We start from the raw sequence: 22,069 nt of genomic DNA, 5'->3' as shown, positions 1-22,069 counted from the left end.
GGTCGGCTCTTGTCCAGAAATATTGCAGGGAAAGTGGGCTGTTCATGCGCTTCTGTCGTAAGCTGCTGCTCTCAGGGCTGTGTGTGCCTCTCCTCGGACTGGGGGGGTGCCTGCAGGTGTACAAGCCATTTGCCCATAATCCGGGCAATCAGGCCCAGCATCTTGTCAGGGACAACATTCCGCCTGCCCGGCTGGCCGTGCCTGTTCCCGTGCCAGAGAAAGCGCCATGGCGGGCGCCTACGGCCATGTGGGCACGGGATGTCGTGATCGCCCTGGTGGGGCAATCCATTCCTGCCGTGGCGAAGGTGCCGGAGCCGGGGGACTGGTGGGTCAGGCTGGGGGCTGTCCGGGCGGAGAATGGGGGTATCCGCCCCCGCTATGCGATTGTCGGGCCGGATGGCAAGGTGAAGGCCCGTGGCTTTGGTGCCGTGATTGATGAGGAAGGCTGGCGCAGCGCCGACCCGGCGGCCCTGAACACGGTGGCCCTCCAGATGGCCCCGGAAATCGCCCGTGAGCTGACAGAGATACAGACCCGCATGATGATGGATGACCCGCAGAGTCTCATGCACCGTTCGGCCCGCATCTGTTTCGAGGGGGTACAGGGCGCCCCGGGTGATGGCAACAAGTCTCTGGCCGAGGCGTTCTACATGATGCTGCCGGACAGCCACAACAGTGTGCAGACCACACGCACTGGGGCGGATTACATCGTGAAAACCGTGGTCAGCATCAAGCCTTCACCGGATGCTCCTCCGCCGGGAGAGGGGCCGAAACAGCAGGTTACCATCGTCTGGCACGTGACAACCCCACAGGGCGTGGAGGCCGGGGCGGCCACTCAGGTTCATGATGTTCCCGCACATTCTCTGGATGGCCCATGGGCTGATGTGGCCGGTGCTGCGGCGCAGGAGGCTGCCGAAGCGGTGAAGACCATCGTTACCAACTATTCAGGCCGGTCTCGCAAGGCGGCGACGGCTCCGTCCGATATTGGCGGGGATGCGTCCCGTGAGAAGGATGGCATGAAAAAATTCGTTGCAGGGCCGGAGCCGGAGGGCAGTGCCCCCAGATGATGGCAGCCCGGCCTTTCTGGGAACAGACGGAACGGGGACATTCCCTGCCGCAGGGAGTGTCCCCGTTTCTCTGAAATCCCGCACAGGATAGACGTCTCCTCGAATGGACAGGGTGTATCAACCAACTTATACAGGTTGCAGATTGATATTTGCTGGCCTGTCATGCGTTCCATTTTTCTGAAATGTCTACTGGTTTCATGGGCCGTTGTGCATTGTCAGCCTGTATTGGCCGACGTTTATCATCCTGACTTTGACTGTAGCCGGATGGAGAGGAACGAACCGGGACAGGTTCTTCTCTGTTCGGATTCTGATTCAGCCAGAAGTGAACTGGTTCTGGATCAGGCCTATTATGCCCTGCGCCATCAGAGTGCGGCCTACAGTCTTCCCCAGCTGAAGGCGGAGCTGATCCATGATCTTGCACCGTTGCAGGCGTGTTTTTCACCGGCGGGTGTGCAGGGGGAGAGCCAGGCCCAATGCTACCAGCGGGTTGTGGCGCAGGTTGCGGACAGATACCGCTCCCGCCTGACAGGTCGTGCGCATGAGGAAGCGATCCGTCCGATTGATGCCCATATTGCCCTGCAAAGAAAACTGCAGGCGCTCGGCTTTCTGCCGGCTGCCGTCGTGCCGGATGGCGTATATGGCGAGGCGACCCGGCGGGCCATCCTGCGCTGGCAGGAGCAGGCCGGGCAGCCCAGCCAGGACGGATTTCTGGGAGATGATGATGCCAGGGTGCTGATGCCGGACCTGGCTGTTGCTCCGGCCCCATCTGAGGCTTCTCCGTCCCCACCTGAACGTGCTGCACCCCGTCAGGCAGAGGCAGGCACAGTCGGCGGGGATGGACCGGTTGCGTCCATCCCGCGGCGGAGTGGAACAGCCGGTGCGGCCGGGCCTCAGCCATCCCCGTCGTCTCCAGACAGTACGGCGTCCCAGCAGGAGGCTGCATCTCCCCAGACAGAGGATCATGAAACGGCAGGGGGACTTTTTTCCCTGCTGTCCGTGCCGTTCTGGTTGCTGGGGGCTGTCATTCATATGTGCGGGGCCGTTCTGGCGGGCGTCTGGCACGTGTTGATCTTCATCCTTCTTTTGCCCGTAAGGCTCGTCCGGTTGATCTGGAGCTTCATCACCTGGCTGTTCAGCTGGAAGGGGCTGCTTCTTTTGATTGTCGGCCTGATTGTGAATGGCCTCCGCTCTGCAGAAAAGAGGGATGATTCCGCCCAGTCGTCAGAGTTTCCGTCCAGGGAGGAAGAGGAGGCCTATCAGCAGTCCGGACTGTTGTGGAGCAGCTTTTATGAGGGGACAGGGGTTCGCCCTATAAAGGATCTCATCGAACTTCTTCTGGAGAAGCGCAGGGATGACGCTTTCGATTTTTTGAAGGCTCTGCTGGAAAGGGAGGCAGGGTCTTTGCCTGCCACCCTGCGGGCCCTGTTCTTTCAGGCCCGGCAGGAAAAGAGCTGGAAAGGCTTCCAGCGTTTTTCCATAGAGGTTCTGGCGTTTCTGCGGGAGCATTTTCAGGCAGGCAGTGAAGAGGCGGCGCAGGAGCAGCAGGAGCGGGAACAGGCCTATCGCCGGGCCAGACAGTCCGGCTCCGCCCCACCGGAGGATGAGCCCTGGCATATCGTGCTGGAGGTTTCTGCAACGGCCTCTGCCGAGGAGATCACGGCCTCATACAGGCGGTTGATGAAGCAGCATCACCCGGACCGCTTTGCGCAGGAGGGAGGTGCTGCCTACGAGGCAGCCGTGGTAAAAAGCAAGAAGATCACCGAAGCCTACCGCTATGCCAAAACACTGAAACAGTTCTCGGAAAAGACAGGCCGGACGTCCCGGCAGAAACCGGAACCTGAGACGGATCCGCCACCTTCCGGCTTCGCCTCCAGCAGGGAGCAGGAAGCGTATCAGGCGGTCGGGATGATGTGGGCTGGCTGGATCAGTGAGCTGGCTCTTGCTGATGGTCAGCTTCTGCTGGACCATCTCGTGGCCCGGCGCCTGCGGGAGGCGTTCCGGTTTCTGTCTGCGCTGGTGCAGCCGATGGGTGGCGAGACCGCCCGGAACGTGCTGGAGGAGCTGGAGGCTGGCCGTTCATGGCAGGATTTCCGGCGTTGTTCGGTGCATGTGCACGGTCTGCTGCTTCAGGTGAACAGGGCAGAGACGGCCAGAAAGCGGCGGCGGCAGGAACAGCAGAGAGCCTGGGAGAGGGAAGAGGCAGAGCGGCGGCGTGAACAAGCCCGGCGGGACTGGCAGCGGGCCAGAAATGCGCCCCCCGCGGACAGGGCCTGGCATGTTGTGCTGGAGGTCTCCGAGGGGGCTTCCAATGAGGAGATCACCAGTGCCTACAGGCGGCTTGTCAAGCAGCACCATCCAGACCGTTTTGCCCATGTTGGCGGGGACGTCTATCAGGAGGCTGTCCGCCGGACGGCGGAAATCACACAGGCCTATCGTTATGTGCGGCAGTACCGGCGGTTCTGACCCGTGGGCGTGGACGGGAGAGCATACGGCATTTCATGGTAAACAGGTGGTAAATTAATCGTTCCGAAATAGGTCTGCTGGAAAATCATGACATTGATCGGGCGGGCTGATAGAAGGAGCTGAACCGCATCTTACCGTCCTTCTATGAAAAGTACCCGTCATGAAGATCGTTGCCTGCAACAGTAACCTGCCTCTGGCCCAGGCTGTGGCTGATGAGCTTGAAATCCCTTTGTGCAAGACATCCATTCGCCGCTTTGCGGATGGTGAGGTGTTTGTCGAGATTCAGGAAAACGTGCGTGGGGAGGACATGTTTGTCCTTCAGAGCACCTGCATGCCAACCAATGATCATCTGATGGAACTTCTTGTCGTGCTGGATGCCCTGCGGCGCGGCTCTGCACGCCGTGTCACGGCGGTGATGCCTTATTTTGGCTATGCCCGGCAGGACCGCAAGTCCGGTCCCCGCACGCCCATCAGTGCCAAGCTTGTCGCCAATCTGCTGACAGAAGCGGGTGCCAACCGCATCCTGACGATGGACCTGCATGCCATGCAGATTCAGGGTTTTTTCGATATTCCCACGGACAACCTCTACGCAGCACCGCTCTTTGTGCGGGACCTGATTTCCCGTCACCCGGACCCGGGAAAACTGATGATCGTTTCGCCGGATGTGGGTGGGGTGGTGCGGGCCCGTCAGCTGGCCCGCAGGCTGAATGTGGACCTGGCCATCATCGACAAGCGTCGTGAGCGCGCTGGTGTGTCTGAAGTGATGAATGTGATTGGCGATGTGTCCGGCCGTTTCTGCGTACTGGTGGATGACATCATTGATAGCGGCGGGTCTCTCTGCAATGCTGCTGAAGCCCTGATGAAGCACGGTGCTGCCGGGGTGGAGGCCTATGTGACGCATGGTGTGCTGACAGGCAATGCCTGCAAGCGGGTGCAGAGCAGCCCGCTTTCCATGCTGACCCTGACAGACAGCATCCCTGCGACGGATGAGCTGAAGGCAACGTCCAACATCCGGCAGATTCCTACGGCCAATCTGCTGGGCCGTGCCATCCGGGCCGTGGCGGATGAAAGCTCGGTCTCCACTCTTTTTGACTGAGATCTTTTTGATTGAGAGGTGCTTTGCGTGGCCAGGGGCATGAGACAGGTCCCGCCACGCTCTGACGGGATTTTGGGGAGGGTCAGGAAATGACACAGCTTCGGGCAGAACCGTACTGGTTTCTCCGTCATGGTGAAACGGACTGGAATGCACGCCATCTCTCCCAGGGGCGGACGGATATTCCCCTGAATGAGACCGGCCTGACACAGGCCCGCCTGGCAGGCCGCCAGCTGGCAGACCTGTTCGAGGCGGGGATGCGGCCCTTCACGCATATCGTAAGCTCTCCGCTCAAGCGGGCTTTCGTCACAGCCGAGCATGTGCGGGATGCGATCCGGGATCGGACGGGCCTTGATCTGCCGCTGATAAAGGATGCAGACCTTCAGGAGGTCAGCTTTGGTGTGCAGGAAGGCCAGCCGATGGGAGACTGGTACAATACATGGATCAACGGCACGTTTGTCCCGGAAAAGGGTGAGGATTTCCTCACGCTGAAGACCCGTGGTGTCCAGGCGCTCAACAGGGCGCAGGAGGCTGGAGAGGGAGCCCCCCTGATCGTGGCGCATGGGGCATTGTTCCGTGGGCTGCGGGCAGCCATGGGGCTGAAGATCAATGTCCGTCTGCCCAATGCCGTACCGCTGAAGGCCACGCCGGAGGAAGAAGGCTGGGTGCTGAAACTGCTTTCGGCCTGAGATTTCCCCCGCTGAAGAAAAGGCCGCTTCCGTCTCTGTCAGGAAGCGGCCTTTTTCATGTCTGGATGGTTTGGCGGCCGTCAGCTTACCACGGCACAAGCGTGGTGGAGAGGCGTTTGGCATCCTTCGGGCTGACACCGAGGTCATTGCGGTTCCACCATCCCCCGCCGAGAGCCTGGAACAGGCCGACCGTATCGGAAAGGCGGGTGACCTTGTCCTGTGCGACGGAAATCTGGTCCTGCGCCACGGCCATGCGGGCCTGTGCCACGTCAATCTGGCTGTTGTCCCCCAGCCTGTGCTGGGCTTCTGCAATGTGCAGGGCCTGTGTGGCGGCGTCCAGCCCATTCTGGTCGGCCAGAAGTGTGCTGCCATCCAGCTCTACGGCATGGAGGCTGTCTGCCACATCGCTGACGGCAGACATGATGGCAGCCTTGTAATATTCCTTGGCCTGTTCGTAATTGGCTTTGGCCTCCCGCTGGGCATGAAGCAGTGACCCTCCCTGGAAAATGGGTTGGGTGACCGTGGCAGCCAGCATCCAGTTGCCCATTCCAGGCTTGAACATCTTGCTCATGCTGTCCACAGCCTCGCCCGGCAGGGCACTCAGCTGCACATTGGGGAGGCGGTTGGCAATGGCAATGCCGAGCTGCGCCCCGGCAGAGCGGATCTGCGCCTGTGCAGAGGCGATGTCAGGCCGTTGCAGGAGGAGCTGGGCCGGCAGGCTGACGGGCAGCTGATGCGGCAGGGTGAAGTCTTTCAGCTCGAAGATGGGCAGGTCCGCATTGGGGCTGAGGCCCACCAGAGTGGCCAGCTGGTCCCGGGTCTGGGCAAGCTGTGTCCGGAGAGGAGGTAGATCCGCCTGAAGTTGCGCCAGCGAATCCCGCAGCAGGAGCTGGCTCTGGCGGGACTGGTCCCCCAGGCCGACCTGATTCTGATTGATGCGGACCATGGCTGCCTGCTGGGCGATCAGAACTTCCTTGGCACGGATCTGCTCACGGAGACCCGCCTCGGTGATGGCCGTGTTGACGATGTTGGAGATCATCGTCAGCGTCGTGGCCTCCAGCTGGAAGCGCTGGATATCCGCCTGGGCTTTGGCGTTGCGAATGGCAAGGCGGGAGCCACCCCAGAGATCGGGCACATAGCCGATGTTCAGCTGGGCCGTGTGCAGATTATAGAGCCATTCATTATTGTTCGGCACGGGCGAGAGTGCCTTGGAGGTCTTGTTGCGTGTCGGAATGAACTGGGCAGAAATGCTCGGATAGAGTGACGCCCCCTCAACACGGCGCTGCTCCCATGCTGCCCGCAGGCCAGCCTGCATGGCTTTCAATGTCTGGTTGTTGGTCAGGGCCAGCTCCACCATCTGGTTCAGACGGGGATTCTGGAAGGCCTCCCACCATCTGCCGGGAACATCTGCCCCGGAGATGAACTGCTGGCGGTGGAGGAGGCTGTCGCTGCTTCTGTCCCGTCCAGCTTCAGACTGGGTGATGTTCTTCTGGCTGTATCCTGTCCTCTCTGGCAGGGGGGGAATGTCCTTGGAGGAAGGGCCGACAATGCAGCCCCCCAACCCGGCAGCCATGCCGCCAAGAAGAACACTGGCCAGCAATCGGGAGGAACGGCCCCTCATGCAGGGGGTGGAATGCTGTTTCATGTCAGGCCTCCTGCTCTTTCTGGCTGGTCCTGCGGCTGACCCATTCTTCCAGACGGCAGAAGCAGACTGGCAGGATGAAGAGGGTCAGCAGGGTGGCAATGCCCAGCCCACCGACAACGACCGTTGCCAGGCCACGCTGCACATCGGTTCCCACACCTGTGGCCAGAGCGGCGGGCAGCATCCCGACACTGGCCACGGTTGCTGTCATCAGCACAGGGCGGAAGCGTTCGGTTGCTCCCAGCCGGGTGGCCTCCCGTATGTTGCCACCAGCACCAAGATGACGGTTGATGTTGGATACCATGATGATCCCGTTTTGGATGGCCACACCAAACAGGGCGATGAAGCCGACCGCCGTGGCAATGTTCAGTGTTTCGGCTCGTAGATGCAGGGCGATCAGCCCGCCCAGGGCGGCAAGTGGCACAATGCCGATGATGAGCAGCGCATGGCGGAACTTCTGGAACTCCGCATAGAGCAGCCCCAGCATGACGGCGAACATGACGCCCAGGGCTGCCACGAGGCGGACCTGGGCGTGCTGGGCCTCCTGGAAGGTTCCGGCCCATTCCAGACGGAACTTCTGGTGGTCGTAATGGACGTTCTGGTCGATGAGCTTCTGGGCATCGTCAAGGTAGAGGGACATGGGCCGGTTGCCATTATCCACCTGAAGGGTGATCTGCCGCTCGCCCATCTCATGGGCGATGCTGCTTTCACCCATCTGGAGACGGATATGGGCAATTTCAGCCAGAGGGATGGCACTGCCATCACCCGTAATCATGGGAATCTGGCCCAGAAGCTGGAGGTTGGAACGCTGCGTGTTGTCGATGCGCAGGGTCGCATTGTAGAAGCGGTCGCCCTCAATCACGCTGGTCAGCGGGGCATCGCCGATGGCGCTGTTGATGACATCCGTTACATCATTGATGCTGATGCCATAACGGGCGGCTTTCAGCCGGTCTGGTGTGATTGCAATCTGTGGAATCTTGGGTTCCTGGAAGATGTCGGCCTGCACGGTGCCGGGTACCTGCCAGAGCTGCTGGACGACCTGCTTGCCAAGGGCACGCAGGCCCGAGAGGTCGTCCCCATAGATGCGCATGACCAGCGGACTGTGCGCTCCGCCAAGCTGATCGCTGAGATTGTCCTCGATCGGCTGGCTGATGGAGAAGGAAATGCCAGCGATCTTGTTCAGGCGGGCCCGGAGTTTCGTGATGAACTCGGCTTTGGTCTCGCCGTGGGCCCACTGGTTGTAGGGCGTCAGGCCAACGGGCATTTCGATGTGGGAGGGCGTCCATGGGTCCGTACCATCATCCGAGCGACCAAGCTGCGTTATGGCATAGGATGTCTCCGGGAACTCCCGTACCGCACGACGGATTTCCGAAGCCTTTTCCTGCCCTTTTTCCAGTGAGATGCCCGTTGGCATCTGCACCTGGAGCCACAGCGCCCCTTCATCAAGGTCAGGCAGGAACTCCCGGCCCGTCGTGACCCCAAGGGCAATGACGGTCACCAGTGCCAGTCCGGCACTGACGAAGGGGATGACAGGGTGATCAATCAGATGGCGGAGCAGGGCGTCATAATATTTGTGCAGCCAGTCCAGTGGCCTGTTGTGCCAGATGGGCCGTGGCTTGCGCAGGGCCAGGAAGGACATGGTGGGTGTCAGGGCCAGGGCGCAGAGCAGCGCTCCCAGCAGGGCGAAGCTGACTGTCCAGGCCATGGGGCGGAAGATTTTGGCCTCGCTGCCTTCAAAGGCGAAGAGGGGACTGTAGGCCACCACGATGATGATGGTGGAGGCGAAGATGGCCCGGCCCGCACGGCGGGTGATGGCAAGAATGTCCGGCTGGTTCAGCGGGAGGTTGGGGTGCTCCTCCCTGTGGCGGAGGATGACCTCGGTGATGACGATGGCTCCATCGACGATCACGCCAAAATCCACGGCTCCGAGGGAGAAAAGGTTGGCCGCCATGCCGCAGGCCCGCATGAGGATGAAGGCGAATGACAGCGCAAAGGGAATGGTCACCGCCGTGATGGCGGCACTGCGGGGCGAGCCCAGGAAGAAGGTCAGGATGACCAGCACGAGGCCGATCCCCTCAAGAATCGTTTCGCTGACCTTGTCCGTTGTGGATTTTACGAGGTTGTCACGGTCCAGATACGGAACAATGCGGATATGTTTGGGTTTGAGCTGTGTCTGGAGCTTGGCGACGGCAGCGTGCAGGTCATCCAGCACCTGCGAGGGATTGGCGCCCCGCAGCATGGTCACGACCCCTTCGATCGTATCCGGATTGCCGTTTTTCCCAAGCATCCCTTCCCGGACCTGATGGCCGAATTCGATCCGCCCCAGCTCGGAGAGGAAAATGGGAACACCATCATGATGGCCGATGACGGTGTTGCGCATGTCCTCCAGAGAGTGGATCTGCCCCACGCCACGGATAATGTAGGACTGCTCACCACGGGTGACGCGGCCACCACCAGCATTGGCATTGCTGTTGCGGATGGCGTTCATCACATCGCTGATGCTGATGCCAAAGCGGATGAGGGCGTTGGGGTCGAGGATCAGCTGATATTCCCGGGTGAAACCGCCGAAATTGTCGATGTTCACCACGCCGGGCACCCGCTGGAGGGCGGGAATGATCTCCCACCGCTGCACGTCGGAGATGGTCATGAGGTCCTGATCGTCGGACTCGACCGTATAGCGGTAGATTTCTCCGCTGGCCCCGCTGATGGGGCCAAGGGAGGGCTGGGCACCGCCTGTCAGCTGGAGGCCGTCAAGCTGGCTCTGCACCAGCTGGCGGGCACGGTAGATGTCCTCTCCATCCTTGAAGATGAGCGTGATGAGCGAGAGGCCGAATGTCGTGCTGGAGCGGCTCTCCACAACACCGGGGACGGCTGCCAGTTCACGCTCGACAGGCGTGGTGACCTGATGTTCCATCTCCTCGGCAGCAAGGCCGTTGACCTGCGTGGTGACCAGAACACTGGCCGGGCCGAGGTCCGGGTAGGCCTCCACGGGCAGCTGTTTCCACGCCAGCATTCCGGTGACGAACAGAGCTGCGGTAAGAAAAGCGACGGCCTTGCGGTGACCAAAGCACCATATGATGAATTTCTCGATGAACATGACTGCTCAGCGGTCCTCAGTAATCATTGAGCAGGATGGCCCCATGCGTGATGATACGCTCACCAGCTTTCAGGCCGGAGAGAATGCGTACGGACTCTCCTTCCTCGTAGCTGATGGTGATGAAGCGGCGGCGGTAGGTGTTGGGGGCTGTCTCCACAAAGACGGAAACCTGGTCATTGTCCATCAGCAGGGCTGTTTTGGGCAGGAGGGGCTGGGCCTGCTGGGTGATGTTCAGCGTGGCGGTGGTGAACTGTCCGGGGCGCAGCGCCCCCTGGGGGTTGTTGCAGCGCAGATAGAGATTCAGGCGGCGGGTATCAGTATGGACGGTGCCGTCCAGCGAGGTGACGGGTCCATGGCATGTCTGGCCGGGGAAGGGGGCTTCCAGCGTCATGCTTGCACCGAGCATGGGCAGGAGGGATTCCGGCAGGCTGGCCTGGATCCAGACAGTGTCCAGATTGGCGACGTTCATCAGGGTTGCTGTCATGTCTGTCACATTCTGGCCGATGCCGGTGGATATGGCGGTGACGATGCCGGAGACAGGCGCTACCAGTGGTTGGTAGCCGGCATTGCCGTCTGTGCCGAGAGCCTGAAGGCGCAGATGGGCACGGGTGGCTTCGGCCTGGGCCTGTTCCAGATCATTTCTGGCAGACTGCATGTCTTTTACGGCATTGCCTCCCGCATTCAGCACGCCAACAGCACGGCGATAGGCCAGCCGGGTAAGGGTGAGGGTTGCCTGTGCTTTGCGGTCATCTGACCATGCCTGTGCCAGGTCACCGGAATACAGGATGGCAAGAACATCGCCTTTCTGTACATGCTGGCCTGTCTGCACATACAGGTTGGCCACCCGCCCGACGACCGGGGAGTGGATGTCCACGCTCTGGCCGGGGGAGGCGATGATCTGTGCTGGAAGCTCTACCTGATGGGGGGAGAGGGTTTCCGCGACGGGCTCGACAGTCAGCTGGCCATCCAGCGGCCCTCCGGGCCTGATGCGCAGCAGGTCACCGTTGTGAGTAACAGCGGGCGGTGGGGCAGTCTCTATGACCCGGTGGGGGACGAGAGACCACACACCCCAGAGAAGCAGAAGAACGATCAGGACGATGCCAGTAATAATCATGTTACGTGAGACACGCATTATTGGGATGTTCTCCGTTCTTCTGACTGCCAGGGCAAAATTCGTTCCCTTCTGACACATGCGCAGTGATTTGTCACGGTATTGTATCTGTACCGTAATATTCGAACTTTATGGATGATGGCTGTCGTGATGAGTAATTGCTGTCCAGTATTGCGACTATATGAAAAAGGGGCCGCAATTACTCTGCGGCCCCTTTCCCGAATGATCTGATGTTGTTGTGGAAAGATCAGAAGCGGTATTCGATACCGGCACCAACAACAGTCGGATGCACGTCATCATGAACACGGACCCGACCACCAGTAATGGGGTTGCCGCGCTGGCTCAGATGAACGCTCTGATTGAACAGAAGGATCTGTTTGATATCGAAGTTGAAGAACCAGTTGCCGACCAGCTGGTAATCAAACCCGAGGTTGAAGCTCGGCCCGACGTTGGTTTTCATGTGCATGGCATCAAACACGGCCCCGTTGAAGGCCCCACCCAGATTGGTGGCCTGATGCATGTTGTGGAAGATGGCCACCGTGATGCCAAGACCGGCATAGGGGTTGAAGCGCTTGTGCGGGCGGAAGTGGTAGGCGGCTGTCAGTGTCGGGGGGAGAATCCAGAAGCTGCCAGCATCCAGCTTGCCCAGGTTGCCGACATGGGCAGCGGCTTCATGACGGGTGGAAGAAGCAATGAGGTCCAAGGAGAGGTGGTCCGTCAGGAAATATTCAAGCGTCAGTTCCGGCATGACCTGGTTGGTCACGCTTACATTGTGGCGGAAGATGCTGCCACCAGCCAGAGCTGCCGCAGGTGAGCTGGCATTCAGCTTGACGCGGGAGCCGGTGTTGTTGGTGATTACGCCGAGAGCGGAGAGGCGGACAACGAAGTCCCCTTTGCCAAGGCCGATCTTGGTATTGGCACAGGTCTGGAAAATGCCGCAGCGATGGTCATCCGGAGCATGAAGATGCACGGAAGCATCCGGAGCAGCCTGCATGGTGCTGGATGCGGATACGGAGGTGTGGGCTCCTGGCGCTGCTGTCTGGGCAACGGCGAAGGAGACAGACCCAAGAGCAAACAGCGCAGCTGTGGCCATCCGGGTGAAGGTGCGGCTCATTTTTCCTAGAATCCTCGATGAGTTACAACGGCGTGGCGAAAATGGACAAAATGTAATTGTTCCTTCCCCGCCTATAAGAATGATCTGCCTCGAAAACAAGAAAAAATTTATAACTGTAATAGGGCATTAACTGAAAATATTCTAGAAATTGATCTATATCAAAAAATGGGGCTTTTCTTATCACTGTCATAAGGAAGGTTTCTTTTCCAAGGGGGGGGATAACCCGCTAACTCTGACACCGGCTATAGTGAGACAGGAAAGATAATGGTGGAAACAGGTCGCAGCCTCATGGAGGCCGTTCGGGAACGGTGTGGTCGCTGCCCTGGCCGTTCGGTCAGTATCTGCAACGTCATTGAGGACCAGGACCTTCCTGCCCTTGTGGCGGAATCTTCCCGGGTGGTTGTTCAGGCGGGGCGCTGTTTCATACAGGAAGGCGCACCGGCGCACGATTTTTATGTGCTGACAGGCGGCCGGGCCAAGCTGTTCAGTCTCATGCCTGATGGGCGTCGGCAGATTGTCGGTTTTGCAGAAGTGGGAGATTTTCTGGGGCTGGCCTCCTCAGAGAGTTATGCCTTCACCGCAGAAGCTCTGGGAGAGGTGACACTCTGCCGGTTCCCCCATTCTGCCATCGACCGTCTCGTGGAGCGCTTCCCCCGTCTGCATGGTCGCCTCCAGCAGGAGGCTTCCAGCGAGCTGGTCAAGATGCAGGCGCGGCTCATGCTTCTGGGGCGCAAGACAGCCCGTGAGCGTCTGGCCAGTTTCCTTGTCGAACAGGCCAGCCCCTGCTGTGCCCATGCGCTGAAGGATGAGCACGGCCCGCTGACACTGCCCCTGCCCATGTCCCGGACAGACATTGCCGATTATCTGGGGTTGACGATCGAAACGGTGAGCCGGACGTTCAGCCTGTTCAGGAAAGAGGGGCTGATCAGCATCAGGGGGGCCAGTTCCGTCACGCTTCTGTCACCGGGGCTGCTGAGCGACATGGCTGGTGGCATAAAGCGGAGCTGAGCCTTCAGGAGTGTGGCATGGCCTTTTTTTAACTTTGGGGATGTAACCTCGTGGTGTAGTGAATGGACGCATTCGGTACTCATTCTAGGAGCTGCTTCATGAAGATCCGCACTCTGTTTACAGTTTCACTGCTTGCCTCGTCCTTTGCCCTGCTGCCGCAGGCTCATGCTTATGATCCGAATGATCCGCTGGCCATCCAGAGCAGCATGGACAGCGTGACGAAGTCCATCCAGAACGAAAACGCCAAGCTGCAGGCCCTGCAGGAGAAGTATGCTGGCGCTCCGGAGCGTGCCCGTGCCCGCATCCAGAAGCGCATGGATGCCCTCCAGTCCGACGTGAAGCAGCGTCAGGAGCGTCTGCAGAACCTTCAGGACAAGTACAAGAACCTTGCCGCCGACAAGAAGGCCGAGATCCAGAAGAACATTGATGATCGCAAGCAGCAGATCAAGGATGTGCGCGACAGGTACAGGAATGCGCCGGCTGAGGAGAAGCAGCGCATCAAGGACCAGCTTGATGCCCAGAAGTCTCAGCTTGACGCCCAGAAGAAGAGCCTGAAGGAGATGCACGACAGCACGGTGCAGTCCGGCAAGGACTTCGTCCATTCCCTGAAGGGCGGTTTCTGATCTTCTACAGGATCGGTCCTGACAGGACAGGGTGATGAGAGAGGCCGCTCCCATTGGGGCGGCCTCTTGCTCTTTGGGGGGAGTGCCTCCATATAAGGCATGATTGAGATAGACGTTCTCGGGGCAGGGTGGAATTCCCTACCGGCGGTGTTGGTGGCTTTGGCTGCCTCAGCCCGCGAGCGCCCTGCATCCGTGCAGGGGACAAGCAGACCCGGTGTGAATCCGGGGCCGACGGTCAGAGTCCGGATGAGAGAGAACGTTCTTCCTGTCCATTGCGGGAGGGGGGATGCCGCCTTTCCGTGAGGGGGGAAGGCGTGACGTCGCCGCGAACGTCCCTGAGATGATTGGGGACTGATGATGACAGATGTGTCGAGTGGGACACGAAGAACGGACAGCCCGCCCCCGCCGCTGGAGAGCGTGCGGGCCGGTTTCCGGGAGGCCGTGAAGGCGGCCGTGCAGAAGATGGGGGCGACCGCTCCCAATCCGGCGGTGGGCTGCGCCCTGCTGGATGGTGAAGGGCACCTGCTCGCCGTGGGAGCACATCCCGCTGCGGGCCAGCCTCATGCCGAGGTCATGGCGCTGGAGCAGGCCCGGGAGAAAGGCGTGCTGGAGCAGGTCCGCACTGCCCTGGTGACGCTGGAACCCTGCAACCATCATGGCCGGACCCCTCCCTGTAGCGACCGGCTGAAGAACAGTCCCGTGCAGACCGTGTGGATCGGTGCCCGGGACCCCAACCCGCAGGCCAGAGGGGGAGCGGACCATCTGGCTGGGGGCCTCTCTCCGAAACAGGTGCATTTTCTGGCCGATGAACCCGGACTGCGCTCTCTGGCGCAGGACTGTGCCGCACTGCTCGCACCGTTTGCCTGCCGTGTGACGCAGGGCCGCCCGTGGCTGAGCGTGAAGCAGGCTCTGGACGGGCACGGCAGCATGATTCCTCCGGAAGGGCAGAAGACCTTCACCTCGTCCGCATCCCTGCGGCTGGCCCATCAGCTCCGGCGGGCCTGTGACGCCGTGGTGACGGGGATCGGGACCGTTCTGGCTGATGACCCGTCCTTTACCGTGCGGCATGTGTCCGATCACGCCGGGCGGGCACCCCGGCCCCTGATCGTGCTGGACCGGCAGGGCCGTCTTCCAGCCGCCTGGCGTCAGGCCCGGGAGGCGGACGGGTTCCATGTGGAACAGTGCCGTGACCTGTCATCCCTGCCTGCCCTTCTGGGGCAGATGGACATCAACTGGGCCCTGATCGAGGCCGGACCTGCCCTGCTGGCCAGCGTGCGGGAGGCGGGCTTGTGGGATGACTGGCTGACCATCCGTCATGAGGGGGCCGACAGGGACGACCAGCTTTCCATTACCCTGCGTGAAGAGAGTACAGACAAGCGGAGCCCGATCCAGCTTCTGCGCCAATATGGGGACTAAGACCATGTTTTCAGGAATCATCGAACGTGTTGGCGATGTGCAGTCCGTGTCCCTGCGGGACAGGGCCATGGATGTACGGATCGCCACCCATTTTACCGATCTGACGGAAGGTGAAAGCATCGCCACCAATGGCGTGTGCCTGACCGTGACCCGTTTCACGCCCGAGGGTGTGGCGGATTTCCATCTGAGTGGTGAGACGCTGGCCCGGACGGCTCTGGGTGACCTCGTGGAGGGTGCCCGGGTGAATCTGGAACGGGCCGTCAGCCTCAATACACGGCTTTCCGGCCATATCGTGCAGGGGCATGTCGATGCGGTAGGCAGGCTGACCCATGTTGCCGAAGCTGGGGAATCACATCATCTGCGGATTTTCATGCCTGCTTCCCTGCGCCGCTATGTCATCGAGAAAGGGTCCATCACCATCAATGGCATCAGCCTGACGGTAAATGAGGTGCATGATGATGTGCGTCATGACGGGCAGGAAGGCTTTGAGATCAGCCTGATGATCATTCCCCATACATGGACCCATACGGACCTTTCCACGCTGGCCATCGGGGCGAAGGTGAATCTGGAAGTGGACATGATGGCCAAATATGTGGAGACGCTCCTGCGCCACACGCCGGAAGAGGAACTGCGTTACAGGGGAGATGCCCGGTGAGCAGCCTGTCTTCAAACCTGAAGGCCGCCATCGCCGCCGTGCGGGCTGGCCGCATGGTCGTGATGGTGGATGATGAGGATCGGGAGAATGAAGGTGATCTCATTCTGCCAGCCCAGTTTGCCACGCAGGAGACCATCAATTTCATGGCCCGTCAGGCCTGCGGGCTGATCTGCCTGTCCCTTGAGGCTGACCAGATAGACCGGCTTGGCCTGTCTCCCATGGTGGCGAAGAATCAGGACCCGCGGGGCACGGCCTTCACCGTGTCCATCGAGGCCGCCCACGGCGTGACGACGGGCATTTCCGCTGCCGAGCGTGCCCATACGATTCAGGTGGCATCTGCGCCGGATGCGACATCGGCGGACATCATCTCCCCCGGTCACATGTTCCCCCTGCGGGCCAACCCTGATGGCGTGATGGCCCGGGAGGGGCATACGGAAGGAGCTGTTGACCTCATGCGGCTGGCAGGTCTGCGGCCGGCTGGTGTGATCTGTGAGATCATGGCCGAGGATGGCACGATGATGCGCCTGCCGGAGCTGCGTCACTATGCCCGTCGGCACGGTCTGCCGCTCATCAGCATTGCCGAAATGCGCCGCTGGATTGCTGAACATGGGCGGGGTGATGTCGGAGCTCTGGACATGGCAGAAGCGCCATTGTCGGAGGAAGCCCAGCTTGCCGTGGCCGACCTGCCGACCGTGTGTGGTGGAGAGGATCTGCGTGTCCATGCCTTCCGTGGAGCTGATGGTGTGGAACATCTGGCCCTTGTGAAAGGGAAGCCTGACCAGACCGTGCCGCTGGTCCGCCTTCATTCGGAATGTGTGACGGGGGATGCGCTGGGGTCGCTGCGCTGCGACTGTGGCCCACAGCTGCGGGAAGCCCTGAAGCGGATTGCGGCGGCGGAATCAGGCGTGCTGCTCTATCTGCGGGGGCATGAGGGCCGGGGGATCGGTCTGGCCAACAAGATACGGGCCTATGAGCTTCAGGATCAGGGCATGGACACGGTTGATGCCAATGAGGCGCTTGGTCTGCCCGCTGATGCCCGCCGCTGGGATATGGCGGCCCATATGTTGGCCAGTCTCGGCGTGACCCGCCTGCGCCTGCTGACGAACAACCCGGAAAAAGAGCGTGGCCTGACGGAGGCCGGACTGGTGGTGGAAGCCGTGGAACGGCTTGTCGTGCCATCCAATCCGTTCAACCGCCATTATCTGGAAACGAAACGCACCCGTATGGGGCATATGCTGCAGGAGAGCTGAACCATGAGCAAACATATCGCTACGGCCCCGGAAGGCCTGAAACTCAATCCAGCGCCAAGACTGGCCCTGCTGGTCAGCCGCTTCAACCCTGATGTGACGGGCGGTCTGCGTGATGGTGCGCTGGAGTGGCTGAAGGAACGTGGCATTGATGAGACGGTGGATGTCTATGAGGCCCCCGGTGCGTTCGAGCTGCCCATCATGGCCCAGCACCTTGCCCGTAAGGGTATCTATGAGGGGGTGATCTGCCTCGGCTGTGTCATCAAGGGGGATACGGCTCATTTCGAGTTCATTTCCATGGGGGCCACTGTTGGCATCATGCAGGCCCAGCTGGCGAATGATGTGCCGATTTCTTTCGGTATTCTGACAACCTATACGGACGAACAGGCCATCGTGCGCTCCCGGGGGGATGAGCACAACAAGGGCCGTGAGGCCGCTGCGGCCTGCTTTGAGACGGTGGCCTTCCTGCGGAAGTGATCTGGCCCTCCTGTATGGCAAGAAACATTCCTGCCCTGTGGAGACAGGTCAGGAATGTTGCCGCCAGGTCATTGGGTGACGTGCTTCATGGGCCCGGAGGTGGCCTGATATTTGATGGAGAACGGCGAGGTATTTAACAATCGTGCAATAGAAGTCCCCATATAATGCTTCTGGCAGGATTGTTGCGTTTCTGTGCCCGACATCATAGACAGAGGGACTGATACCTGTATGGAATTTTATTGTCCTGAAATGTTCGGAAAGAGGTTTGCGTGGATTTTGAGACCATAAAGGTGGCCGTCCTCATCCCCTGTTACAATGAAGAAATGACAGTGGGGCATGTTGTGGAGAAATTCACGAGGCACATGCCGGGGGCGGAGATTTATGTCTATGACAACAATTCCACCGACCGGACAGTGGACGTTGCCCGGGCCGCAGGGGCAATTGTCCGGACAGAGCGGATGCAGGGGAAAGGGTACGTCGTCCGGCGGATGTTCTCCGACATTGATGCAGATTTCTACATCCTGATTGATGGTGATGAGACCTACGAAGCCGAGGCGGCCCCCAGGCTGCTGGAGCATGCGTATGAGCATGGTCTGGACATGGTCAATGGGGCTCGTGTCACGGACCGTCCGGCGGCGTATCGCATGGGTCATGTATTGGGCAACCGGATGCTGACGGGGCTGGTGACCATGATTTTCGGGCGCCGCCTTACGGACATGCTGTCCGGCTATCGGGTTTTCTCAAAGCGGTTCGTCAAGTCATTCCCGGCCTTGTCCCAGGGGTTCGAGACGGAAACCGAGTTTACCATTCATGCGCTGGAGCTGGGGTTGCCTGTCGGTGAGCTGAAGACGGCTTATGTCGAGCGGCCACCGGGCAGCGTGTCCAAACTGAGCACTTACAAGGACGGTATCAGGATACTCTGCACGATCGTCCAGATCGTGAAGCTGGAAAAGCCGTTTCTGCTGTTTTCCTCCATTGCGGCTGTCCTGTTTGTCCTGGGGCTTGGGTTGGGGATTCCTGTCGTTTCCTTCTATCTCCGGCAGGGTGTCGTCCCCCGCCTGCCAACAGCCCTGCTGGCCACGGCTCTGGTGCTGCTCTCTTTCCTGAGTTTTGTCTGTGGGTTGATCCTCGACACGATTGCCATTGCCCGGAAAGAGCAGAAGAGGCTGACCTATCTTTCCTATCCTGCCGTCTTTCCAGACAGGCGCTGAGCTGCCGGGAGCGCTGTGATGTTCTGCAAGAAAAACGTGACCACGGTCATATGGTGTGCCGCCATCGTGTGGAGCATCATGGGTATTCTGTCATGGTCCCATCTGCCGATAGAATACCGGCCCGGTGGGCTGCGGCTGACTTTCAACAGCATGATCGATCACATGCTGCATGGCCATTTTGATGTGGACCCGAAGACCGTGGAAGAGGAGGGTTTCCTCCGGAATGGGAAAGTGTATGCCTACTGGGGCATTTTCCCCTCCCTGCTGAGGTTGCCAGTCCTGCTGTTCCCCAATGGGCTGCATTGGGACATCACCCGTCTTTCATCCATCATGGCCCTGCTGATGATCCTGTTTTTCAATTACAGGACATGGCGTTTCGTGTCGGAGCGTTACCTTGGAGGTACGTCCTGGGTTTCGCTCTGTCTGGCCATTGCCCTTGCTTTTTCGGGTGAACAGGTCTGTTTTTTTGAACACAGCCTGTATCAGGAGGTCTGCTTCTGGGCTCTGGCCTTCGCTTCATGGTTTGTGTACTGCGCCATCCGTGTCCTCTGCGAGAAGGAGTACTGGCGATATGGTGGGGTCTGCATGGCCGTTGCGGCGGGCTGTGCGCTGTTGACCCGTGTTTCGATGGGGATCGGGCTGTATGTGGCGCTGCTCTGTTTTCTCATCATCCATTTTTACAGATGGTGCCGCAGCTTCAGGACGAAGGATGAGGGCGTCACGCTGCTGTCTCTCGTCGTGCCGACAGTCATCTCCGTTCTGGCCATCATCGTGACGGCATATGTGAATTACAGACGATGGGGCAATCCGCTTACCTTCGCCAATTATGACCTGTACCTCTACAATGTGGAGTTTCCCAGCCGCATCATGCGGACCAAAACTTATGGGCTGTTCAATCTTCAGAGATTCTATCTGGGGATTGTCTATTTCTTTGTACCGGTGTGGATTTTCCAGAAGGCTGACGGGCATTACGTTCTTCAGGATAGTTTCACGCGGCTGATTGATGCGAATGAGCTGCCACCCAGCAGCTTCTTTCTGACAGATGGTTTCATGCTGCTCTGTGGTGCGCTGCTGATTGTCGGGCTGCTCCGCAAGGGCCGTGTGTTTCCCATCAATCGGGCAGCGCTTGCTTCTGTCGCCGTATCCTTGGCAATACCGGCTTTCCTGATGATGATTGCCATCAGCATGAATTACCGGTACCGGGCGGAATTCTACCCGGATATCGTTTTCCTCGGGACGCTTGGCTGTGTCTATCTGTACAACAACCTGAAGGATGTACGGGCTCTGAAAAAGATTCTGGTTGCCCTTCTGGTTGTCAGTGTTGTCTCATCCAATCTCAATATTTTCCTGTATGGGGAAAGTGAGCTCGGCCCTGCCTACCTGTACATCAAGGACGGCATTTTTTCTTATTATTACCATCGGGTTTTCTGAAAAGCAGGGAGTTCTCCTGCCTGAAGGTCAAAAAAAGGCGGCTTCTCCGGGAGAGGGAGAAGCCGCCTTTTGCAATCATGGCGCCTGCGGGAGGATCAACGGATCCTCCTGTAGATTATGAACCCGCTGAAGGCATAGCGTGGGGGATGTTCGTAGATCATCTCATAATGCTGTTTGAGCTCTCTTGTGAGAACAGCATAGGTATCCCGGTTGATGGACATGTCATGCTCGGTATCGTCGGCAGAGAGGAGAATGTAGAGGGGTTTCTGGGCCAGTATGGCTTCGGTCTCCTGCACAGGGTCGATGCCCAGAGCGTCCCGTTCCGTATCGGCGCTGAGATGGGCCGAAAAGGGGAAGCGTGTCAGATGGCAATAAGGGACACTGTCCAGCAGAATATCCGGCGTGTCGTAATTGAAGACACAGCCGACAGGGGATGAAAGACGGGAGACGGCCTGCCGCAGGGTGGAAAGATCGCTGGCACGGTTGATCTTCTTTTCTGTGTCGTAGGTGCGGATGCCCCCCCATACCAGCAGCAGCACGAGCCAGAGACGGCTGAAAGGGGAGGCCCAGAGTGGTGCTGCGGTTATGAAAAAGGCCGGATAAAGGGGCAGGGAATAGTGTTTGGTAAAGGTGTTGAAGAGGGCAAAACCGGCAAAGGCTGTCCATGCCCACCCGCCAAGGAAAAGGGAGAGAGGCTGGCAGTGGGCGGTCTGTTTTCTGAAGAGAAAGCGCAGGACTGTCGTGCCGAGCAGGATGCCCAGCATGACAAGGCACCAGTATACATTATGCAACCACTGGTGCAGAGAGGCAGCCGGGATGGGTTTTTTCAGGAAGATGGAGACGGTGTTGGCAAACCACCATTCCTGGAAGTGGCCGTCCAGCGCATAGAACAGCATGACAGCCAGTGTTGGCACGAGGGCAAGCCCACACCAGATGATGGCATGGCCCATGACCTGCTTCAGGGTACCGCCCTGCTGGTAGGTCAGTCCCATCAGGAACAGCCCGACATAGATGCCTTCAAAAACGACAGATGTTTTCAGCTGGAGAGCGATGCCAAACAGCAGCATGACTCCCGCTCCCGTCTGGAACAGGGTGAGGCGGGCCTGCCCGGCCATGAACCGTGCGACCAGCAGGATGGCCCAGACGACCAGCAGATTATAGAAGATGGGCGTCTGGCCGCCGCAGCCCTGTGAGTTGGCAATCCAGACCAGATAGAGACAGCCAGCACAGAGGGCCCCTCCGACCGGGGCGATGAGGCGGGCGACCTTCATGCACAGGATGGACGTCGCCCAGGCACTCAGCAGGGCAATGGCCTGATAGGCCCAGATGCGGTAAGGACCGAAAAGGTGGAAAAGTTCATAGAGCAGAAAGATGCCGATGGGTTTTCTGTCCCATATGTCGACATAGGGCAGTTCGCCATGCAGCATTCTGCCACCGACAAGCATATAGAATTCTTCATCAGCGAAGATGAAGGGATTCCCGAACACCATGAAACGGGTCAGGATTGCCATGACAAACAGTAGAGAGTACGCTACGTACTTGCTGTCCAGTGACCGGGCAAGGCGGTCCCGGAGTGAATTATATGACATGCAGGTGGCCAGTTAAGTATAAGGACGATTTTCTTTAGAAGAAAACGAGAACGCATTCTATACGCAGGACGCATGGGGTCAAATATATTTGGCTGTTTCAGGCAGTAAATCGTTATATTTTTTTGTGCTACAGGGCCCT

General features: G+C 59.3%; 17 protein-coding genes and 1 riboswitch. Of the genes, 12 read left to right on the top strand and 5 right to left on the bottom strand.

The genetic code is table 11. The features are described 5' to 3' along the window. The first annotated feature begins 44 nt into the window (after positions 1 to 44). From GM608_RS08280 to GM608_RS08265, 4 genes are all read left to right on the top strand, one after another. Positions 45 to 1,064 carry a hypothetical protein gene (locus GM608_RS08280; RefSeq protein WP_193599751.1) on the top strand — a complete coding sequence of 340 codons (1,020 nt, stop codon included), beginning with the start codon at positions 45 to 47 and terminating at the stop codon, positions 1,062 to 1,064. Between the two features lie 264 nt (positions 1,065 to 1,328). Then, positions 1,329 to 3,527 (top strand): DnaJ domain-containing protein, encoded by a 2,199-nt coding sequence (locus GM608_RS08275; RefSeq protein WP_333645373.1) that lies wholly within the window; start codon positions 1,329 to 1,331, stop codon positions 3,525 to 3,527. Positions 3,528 to 3,687: 160 nt separating this feature from the next. After that, on the top strand, positions 3,688 to 4,623 hold the full coding sequence (locus GM608_RS08270) for a ribose-phosphate pyrophosphokinase (RefSeq protein WP_043559073.1): 936 nt from the start codon (positions 3,688 to 3,690) through the stop codon (positions 4,621 to 4,623). 89 nt (positions 4,624 to 4,712) lie between these two features. Further along, positions 4,713 to 5,309, top strand: a complete 597-nt coding sequence (locus tag GM608_RS08265; protein WP_081562415.1) for a histidine phosphatase family protein — start codon at positions 4,713 to 4,715, stop codon at positions 5,307 to 5,309. Between the two features lie 85 nt (positions 5,310 to 5,394). Here GM608_RS08265 and GM608_RS08260 read toward each other — a convergent pair whose 3' ends face one another. From GM608_RS08260 to GM608_RS08245, 4 genes are all read right to left on the bottom strand, one after another. Continuing rightward, on the bottom strand, positions 5,395 to 6,954 hold the full coding sequence (locus GM608_RS08260; RefSeq protein WP_081562414.1) for an efflux transporter outer membrane subunit: 1,560 nt from the start codon (positions 6,952 to 6,954) through the stop codon (positions 5,395 to 5,397). A gap of 1 nt (position 6,955) precedes the next feature. Further along, the gene (locus GM608_RS08255; protein ID WP_333645372.1) at positions 6,956 to 10,048 is read right to left on the bottom strand and encodes a CusA/CzcA family heavy metal efflux RND transporter; all 3,093 of its coding nucleotides are present in this window, start codon (positions 10,046 to 10,048) and stop codon (positions 6,956 to 6,958) included. 16 nt (positions 10,049 to 10,064) lie between these two features. Beyond that, on the bottom strand, positions 10,065 to 11,180 hold the full coding sequence (locus GM608_RS08250; RefSeq protein ID WP_333645371.1) for an efflux RND transporter periplasmic adaptor subunit: 1,116 nt from the start codon (positions 11,178 to 11,180) through the stop codon (positions 10,065 to 10,067). Between the two features lie 226 nt (positions 11,181 to 11,406). Further along, positions 11,407 to 12,273 carry an OmpW family protein gene (locus tag GM608_RS08245; RefSeq protein WP_043559061.1) on the bottom strand — a complete coding sequence of 289 codons (867 nt, stop codon included), beginning with the start codon at positions 12,271 to 12,273 and terminating at the stop codon, positions 11,407 to 11,409. Between the two features lie 264 nt (positions 12,274 to 12,537). Between GM608_RS08245 and GM608_RS08240 the strand changes: the two genes are divergently transcribed. The 8 genes from GM608_RS08240 (at position 12,538) to GM608_RS08205 (ending at position 20,341) form a co-directional block, all read left to right on the top strand. Next, entirely contained in the window at positions 12,538 to 13,281 is a 744-nt protein-coding gene (locus GM608_RS08240) for a Crp/Fnr family transcriptional regulator (RefSeq protein ID WP_227449734.1), read from the top strand. 98 nt (positions 13,282 to 13,379) lie between these two features. Continuing rightward, positions 13,380 to 13,904, top strand: a complete 525-nt coding sequence (locus GM608_RS08235) for a hypothetical protein (protein ID WP_043559059.1) — start codon at positions 13,380 to 13,382, stop codon at positions 13,902 to 13,904. 110 nt (positions 13,905 to 14,014) lie between these two features. Next, positions 14,015 to 14,166, top strand: a riboswitch (FMN riboswitch). A gap of 92 nt (positions 14,167 to 14,258) precedes the next feature. Beyond that, positions 14,259 to 15,320 (top strand): bifunctional diaminohydroxyphosphoribosylaminopyrimidine deaminase/5-amino-6-(5-phosphoribosylamino)uracil reductase RibD, encoded by a 1,062-nt coding sequence (ribD, locus tag GM608_RS08230; protein ID WP_333645370.1) that lies wholly within the window; start codon positions 14,259 to 14,261, stop codon positions 15,318 to 15,320. A gap of 4 nt (positions 15,321 to 15,324) precedes the next feature. Beyond that, a complete protein-coding gene (locus GM608_RS08225; protein ID WP_081562410.1) occupies positions 15,325 to 15,975 on the top strand; it encodes a riboflavin synthase in 651 nt (216 codons plus the stop codon). 5 nt (positions 15,976 to 15,980) lie between these two features. Next, positions 15,981 to 17,225: a 3,4-dihydroxy-2-butanone-4-phosphate synthase gene (gene ribB, locus GM608_RS08220; RefSeq protein ID WP_333645398.1), complete on the top strand. Its 1,245-nt coding sequence runs from the start codon at positions 15,981 to 15,983 to the stop codon at positions 17,223 to 17,225. A gap of 3 nt (positions 17,226 to 17,228) precedes the next feature. Continuing rightward, entirely contained in the window at positions 17,229 to 17,699 is a 471-nt protein-coding gene (ribH, locus tag GM608_RS08215) for a 6,7-dimethyl-8-ribityllumazine synthase (protein WP_043559053.1), read from the top strand. Between the two features lie 269 nt (positions 17,700 to 17,968). Further along, on the top strand, positions 17,969 to 18,910 hold the full coding sequence (locus GM608_RS08210) for a glycosyltransferase family 2 protein (RefSeq protein WP_043559049.1): 942 nt from the start codon (positions 17,969 to 17,971) through the stop codon (positions 18,908 to 18,910). Between the two features lie 18 nt (positions 18,911 to 18,928). Next, positions 18,929 to 20,341 carry a hypothetical protein gene (locus GM608_RS08205; RefSeq protein WP_248630740.1) on the top strand — a complete coding sequence of 471 codons (1,413 nt, stop codon included), beginning with the start codon at positions 18,929 to 18,931 and terminating at the stop codon, positions 20,339 to 20,341. A 95-nt stretch (positions 20,342 to 20,436) separates the two neighbouring features. On the opposite strand, the gene GM608_RS08200 is transcribed toward GM608_RS08205, so the two are convergent. Continuing rightward, the gene (locus tag GM608_RS08200) at positions 20,437 to 21,930 is read right to left on the bottom strand and encodes a glycosyltransferase family 39 protein (RefSeq protein ID WP_248630741.1); all 1,494 of its coding nucleotides are present in this window, start codon (positions 21,928 to 21,930) and stop codon (positions 20,437 to 20,439) included. Between the last annotated feature and the right edge of the window lie 139 nt (positions 21,931 to 22,069).

The organism is Bombella sp. ESL0380 (assembly GCF_009725805.1).
Classification (GTDB): domain Bacteria; phylum Pseudomonadota; class Alphaproteobacteria; order Acetobacterales; family Acetobacteraceae; genus Bombella; species Bombella apis.
Note: the sequence above shows the minus strand (reverse complement) of the source record. Positions and strands in the feature narration are given on the sequence as shown.

Bases quoted from the DNA above. Each gene is read 5' to 3' on its own strand.
- GM608_RS08265 (WP_081562415.1), top strand. From the start codon at position 4,713: ATGACACAGCTTCGGGCAGAACCGTACTGGTTTCTCCGTCATGGTGAA.
- GM608_RS08260 (WP_081562414.1), bottom strand. From the start codon at position 6,954: ATGAAACAGCATTCCACCCCCTGCATGAGGGGCCGTTCCTCCCGATTG.
- GM608_RS08240 (WP_227449734.1), top strand. From the start codon at position 12,538: ATGGTGGAAACAGGTCGCAGCCTCATGGAGGCCGTTCGGGAACGGTGT.
- GM608_RS08280 (WP_193599751.1), top strand. From the start codon at position 45: ATGCGCTTCTGTCGTAAGCTGCTGCTCTCAGGGCTGTGTGTGCCTCTC.
- GM608_RS08225 (WP_081562410.1), top strand. From the start codon at position 15,325: ATGTTTTCAGGAATCATCGAACGTGTTGGCGATGTGCAGTCCGTGTCC.
- GM608_RS08275 (WP_333645373.1), top strand. From the start codon at position 1,329: ATGGAGAGGAACGAACCGGGACAGGTTCTTCTCTGTTCGGATTCTGAT.
- GM608_RS08205 (WP_248630740.1), top strand. From the start codon at position 18,929: ATGTTCTGCAAGAAAAACGTGACCACGGTCATATGGTGTGCCGCCATC.
- GM608_RS08200 (WP_248630741.1), bottom strand. From the start codon at position 21,930: ATGTCATATAATTCACTCCGGGACCGCCTTGCCCGGTCACTGGACAGC.
- GM608_RS08250 (WP_333645371.1), bottom strand. From the start codon at position 11,180: ATGCGTGTCTCACGTAACATGATTATTACTGGCATCGTCCTGATCGTT.
- GM608_RS08255 (WP_333645372.1), bottom strand. From the start codon at position 10,048: ATGTTCATCGAGAAATTCATCATATGGTGCTTTGGTCACCGCAAGGCC.
- GM608_RS08270 (WP_043559073.1), top strand. From the start codon at position 3,688: ATGAAGATCGTTGCCTGCAACAGTAACCTGCCTCTGGCCCAGGCTGTG.
- GM608_RS08245 (WP_043559061.1), bottom strand. From the start codon at position 12,273: ATGAGCCGCACCTTCACCCGGATGGCCACAGCTGCGCTGTTTGCTCTT.
- ribD (WP_333645370.1), top strand. From the start codon at position 14,259: ATGATGACAGATGTGTCGAGTGGGACACGAAGAACGGACAGCCCGCCC.
- ribH (WP_043559053.1), top strand. From the start codon at position 17,229: ATGAGCAAACATATCGCTACGGCCCCGGAAGGCCTGAAACTCAATCCA.
- GM608_RS08235 (WP_043559059.1), top strand. From the start codon at position 13,380: ATGAAGATCCGCACTCTGTTTACAGTTTCACTGCTTGCCTCGTCCTTT.